Below are 4529 nucleotides of genomic sequence, written 5' to 3'. Positions count from 1 at the left end.
CACCACTTCCGAAAGCAGATCAGGTTCTGGGGCATGGCCCCGAGCCACGCCTTCGTCGCGAAACCTGAGGCGAACGGCGTCATCGAGCTGCTGTTCCGCACGTTGAAGAGCAGCTCGTGCATGGCCGCATCTTCTGGACCATCGACGAGGTCCGTGACGTTGTTCGTGCTTTCGCCGCCCATTACAATGCCGAATGGTTGATCAAGAAGAACCGCCACCGCAGCCCACTCGACATGCGGGCCGTGTGGCTGGAGCAGACATCCGGGCGCGCCACATAGGCAAGCCAATGTCTAGGAGGCCGGGTGCGGTACCATGGTCGGTAGCCTTCACTCCACTTGCCTACATTGGACTGGCGCAGTTCGCTGTCACAGGCGGATGCCTGCCGCGTGGATCACCTCGGCCAATCTAGCGGCGTGGGCTTTGATATGTGCCAGGGTTGCGGCGGCGTCGCGCGGTGGGGCCAGTACGAAGCCCTGCGCATCCAGCAGCTGCATTAGTGCGGGCGTTGCCAAGGCGGCGCGGCTGGCTTCAACCAAACGCAGGATGATCGCGGGCGGCACCGCGCGTGGGGCATAGAGCGTCATCTGTCCTGTGGAGTCATAACCTTGCAGACCGGCCTCGGCGCAGGTCGGCACCTCAGGCATCGCTGGCACACGGGCCGGCGATGACATGGCGATTGGCCGGACATGCCCTGCTCGTACCTCCTGCTGGGCGACGGGGATGGTACAGAACATCATTGAAACCCGACCGGCCACCACGTCGATCAGCGCCGGCGGGTTCCCAGGATAGGGAATGTGCAGGGCCTCGATCCCGGCCATGCGGCAGAGCAGTTCCCCGCTCAGATGGCCGCCGCCGCCAATGCCGAAGGAGGCATAGGTGAGCCGGCCGGGGTTTGCCTTGGCGTAGGCAATTAGTTCGCCGAGGCTTCGCGCCGGCACTGTGGGGTGCACTATCAGCAGATAGGGCACGTCGGCCACCTGGAGGATCGGCACCAGGTCGCGGTCCGGATCGTAGGGCAGCGATGCCATGAGGTAGCGGTTCAGTTCCACGCTGTCGCCACCGCCCAACAGGGTGTAGCCGTCCGGCACGGCACGCGCCACGTAAGCGGTACCNCGCCCGGCCGGTTCTCCACCACCACCGGCTGGCCGAGCTGCTGACCCAGGGCGCGTGCGAAAGCCCGGTTGAGGATGTCGACGCTGCCGCCAGGAACGAACGGCACCACCAAGCGGATGGGCCGATCCGGATACTCGCTCTGGGCTTGGGCACGGCCTACCGTCAGGGCCACAGCCATTCCGCTGGCTGCACGTCGGGTGATGCGCATAGTCAGAACGGCCGGGTGCCCTGGATCTGGGTACGGTGCATCAAACGTCGCAGGGCGGGGTCGAACTCGTCGCGCCGGTGCATGACGCAGCGGTTGTCCCAGATCACCAGGTCGCCCGTTTTCCACTGCTGCACCCAGTTGAACTCCGACCGTCCGACGATGGCCCAGAGCTCGTCGAGCAGCGCTTGGCTTTCGGCAGAGGGCAGCCCCATGATGTGGGCGTTGCGCCGACGGCCAAGGAAGAGCGACTTCCGCCCGGTTTCCGGGTGGGTGCGCACCAGAGGATGGACGGCGCCCGGCTGTTCCTCTGGTGTGTAGCTCTCACGGAAGCCAGCCCGCAGCTCGCCGGCGCTATTGCGGGTGCTGTCGTGCTTGCACCGCAAGGCGGCGATGCGCTCACGCAGCGCGGCCGGGAGCGCTGCCAGCGCCTGCTCCATGTCGCAAAACCAAGTGTCGCCGTGACCTTCCGGCACTTCGATGCCGTAGAGCACCGAGGCATCGGGTGGCACGTCGTTGTAGCTCATGTCCGTGTGCCAGATGCTCTCGCCCGAGCCGAGCCCACCAATGGCTTGACCACTCATCACTATGTTGGAGATGACAGTCACCTCCGGCCGCGTCGGTTGGTACAGCTTGCCTGATGTAGTGATCGGCGCCTTGTCGAGCGGCCCGAAGCGGCGGCTGAAATCCGCCAGCGCGTCGTCATCGATCCGCTGGTCGCGTATGCGCAGTACCTTGTGCGCCAACCAGGCCTGCTTGATTGCACCGAAGGTCGCGTCGTCAAGGCGAGACAGTTCGACACCACGGATCTCGGCGCCGATTCCGCTTGATAAAGGAACGACCTCAACCGTGACGGGGGCAAGCGTTGTCATGGACTTCCTCCTGTTCTTTTCCGGGACGATAGTGCCACCGGAGGGGCGCTGCCTAGTGCCGGCTCCGCCGACCTTATAGGATCGGCTGCCTGGATATTGGATTGGCGATCAAAGCAGGTAGGCATGGTAGCGCTCCACAGCAGTTCGGGTGCTGCAAAGTTGGATATGCTTCGGTCGGTCTGCTTCCTCGGCATCGTCCCGGGGCACTGCAGTGCCCCGGTTGGAATCCTGCTCGGCTAGTCCGGTCTGTTCCAAAGCGGTGAGCAATTCGCGGAGGCTGGCGTGGGTGACGCTGAATTGCTCCGCCAAGCCATGCTTGCGGAGACGTAAGCCCAGTGCTGCACGAGCGTTATGAACTGTAGAGCAAGAGCTTACGGCAGCGGGCACTTCTGCTCGCAAGCACATTAATCCGCCGTCGCTCCGCTCTCTGAAACCACACCTTGCCAACGCACAATCTCCTTGGCCAGATAGCGCGCATAGTCCTCGGGACTACCACCCACGATGTGCGCACCCTGCGCCTGCAACCGCGCGCGGATTGTAGAGTCTGAGAGTACCGCATTCACTGCCGCGTTCAGCCGTACCACTATAGGTGACGGTGTTCGGGCTGGTAGCATGAGCCCCTGCCAAGTGCCGATGTCGAGACCCGGCGGCAGCAACAATGCTTCTGTCATGCTTGGTACTGCTGGCAGCAACGGATTGCGTTCCTCCGAACTTACTGCGATGGCACGCACCCGTCGGTCCTGCACCAGTGGCAAAACCGTGACGAGCGAATCGGAAGTGAACTGCACGTTACCCGCCGCCGTATCGGTCAGCGCAGCCGCTGTGCCGCGATATGGTACGTGCACCGCCTCCGCTCCGATGTGGCGCATCACCATGAAACAGAGCAAGTGCGAACTGTTACCAACCCCGCCCGAAGAGTAGGTGATTTTCCCTGAATTGGCCCGGGCCCAGGTAATAAAACTCTCAGCATCGTGCAGCGGCAGCGCCGGATTGACCACGAGTACCGATGGCACTGCTATAGTCAGCACCACCGGTTTGAGATCTCGCACAAGGTCGTAGGCCAGCGTTTTGTACAACGCGCGACTAATGGCGATTGATGAGGTGTTGTAGAGCAGCGTGTAGCCGTCCGGCTCGGCCTTGGCGACTGCGTCCGCCGCGATGTTGCCGTTGGCGCCGCCACGGTTGTCCACGACCACTGGCTGCCCGAGATCGCGTGCCATGCGCTCGGCGATGATGCGTGCGACCACATCGGTCGGCCCGCCAGCTGGGAAGGCGACCACCAGCCGCACGGGTCGGATCGGGAATGCCTCCTGCGCCAGAGCGGGTGCCGGCAACCCGGCGACCAGAGCCAGCAATGAACGACGGATCATGCGACGTTTCCTTCCCTGCGGCTCGCCAAGCGCCACGCAACCGCCACGCTGGTTCCACACTGGCGCGGCGCAGCCCCAAGAGGCTCGCCGCGCCGTGAACCGGAAACCCGCGTTGCCGGAGAAGTCTCCGGCAAGCGTACCTCAGGCCCGGTAGACCGGCTTCTCGCCGCAGATCGTCACGCGGTGGCCGTAACGCCGGTTCGGGTAGTAGTCCCACAGCGCATGGTGCTGCGCGCAGCGGTTGTCCCAGAACGCGATTGAGTTTGGTTGCCACTGGAAACGGCAATGCAGTTCCGGCGTCTCGAGATGGCGGTAGAGCATCTCCAGCACCGCATCACTCTCCTGCTTGCGCAGCTGCACGATGCGGGTGGTGAAGGTACGGTTGACGAACAGCGTCTTGCGCCCGGTCACCGGATGAGTGCAGATCAGGGGATGCTCCTGCCGCGGGTATTCCTTGCCCCGGTCGTTGGCGTACCGCCCACGGTAGACATGTTCGCCATCGTGGATCGCGGTCATGCCTTCGAGCATCCGCTTGATCGGATCCGACAGCGTCTCATAAGCGCGGTAGGTGTTGGCGAACATGGTGTCGCCGGCGCCGTCCGGCGGCACCTCCGTGAGGTACAGGATCGAGCCCATGGGCGGTTCGGGATCGCAGGACACATCCGAATGCCATTCCTCGCCGGCGACCCGCTTCGAATTCTCATCTGCCTTAATAACGAGGATTTCTGGGTGCCCTTCGATCAGGCCGGGCGCTGCAGGGTGGACGTGCAACTTGCCGAATCGCGCGCCGAACTCTTTCTGCTGGCCGGGCGAGATGGTCTGGTCTCGGAAGAAGATCACCAGGTTCTCCATCAGGGCGTCATGGACTTCCTGAAATTGCTGATTGCCGAGCGGCTTCGACAGATCCACGCCGTGAATCACCGCGCCGATGTTGGGGCTGACCTTTTGAACCTTGATCGTCTGGTATGG

At 63.4% G+C, this 4529-nt stretch carries 5 protein-coding genes; 1 reads left to right on the top strand and 4 read right to left on the bottom strand.

The window, feature by feature from the left end; all coding sequences use genetic code 11:
• Positions 1 to 116 precede the first annotated feature (116 nt).
• A complete protein-coding gene (locus tag QWZ14_RS12310; RefSeq protein ID WP_290316965.1) occupies positions 117 to 278 on the top strand; it encodes a hypothetical protein in 162 nt (53 codons plus the stop codon).
• A gap of 87 nt (positions 279 to 365) precedes the next feature.
• On the opposite strand, the gene QWZ14_RS12305 is transcribed toward QWZ14_RS12310, so the two are convergent.
• The 4 genes from QWZ14_RS12305 to QWZ14_RS12290 form a co-directional block, all read right to left on the bottom strand.
• Entirely contained in the window at positions 366 to 1100 is a 735-nt protein-coding gene (locus QWZ14_RS12305) for a tripartite tricarboxylate transporter substrate-binding protein (protein WP_290316964.1), read from the bottom strand.
• Positions 1101 to 1323: 223 nt separating this feature from the next.
• A complete protein-coding gene (locus QWZ14_RS12300; protein WP_290316963.1) occupies positions 1324 to 2190 on the bottom strand; it encodes a TauD/TfdA dioxygenase family protein in 867 nt (288 codons plus the stop codon).
• A 404-nt stretch (positions 2191 to 2594) separates the two neighbouring features.
• Positions 2595 to 3560, bottom strand: coding sequence for a Bug family tripartite tricarboxylate transporter substrate binding protein (locus QWZ14_RS12295; protein ID WP_290316962.1), 966 nt, complete (start codon positions 3558 to 3560; stop codon positions 2595 to 2597).
• A 141-nt stretch (positions 3561 to 3701) separates the two neighbouring features.
• Positions 3702 to 4529, bottom strand: an 828-nt coding sequence (locus tag QWZ14_RS12290; protein WP_353959302.1) for a TauD/TfdA dioxygenase family protein, incomplete at its 5' end; no start/stop codon positions are given.

The sequence above is a fragment of the Paeniroseomonas aquatica genome (assembly GCF_030409335.1).
Lineage (GTDB): Bacteria > Pseudomonadota > Alphaproteobacteria > Acetobacterales > Acetobacteraceae > Belnapia > Belnapia aquatica.
This window is presented reverse-complemented; position numbering and strand designations above follow the sequence as displayed.

Bases quoted from the DNA above. Each gene is read 5' to 3' on its own strand.
- QWZ14_RS12300 (WP_290316963.1), bottom strand. From the start codon at position 2,190: ATGACAACGCTTGCCCCCGTCACGGTTGAGGTCGTTCCTTTATCAAGC.
- QWZ14_RS12295 (WP_290316962.1), bottom strand. From the start codon at position 3,560: ATGATCCGTCGTTCATTGCTGGCTCTGGTCGCCGGGTTGCCGGCACCC.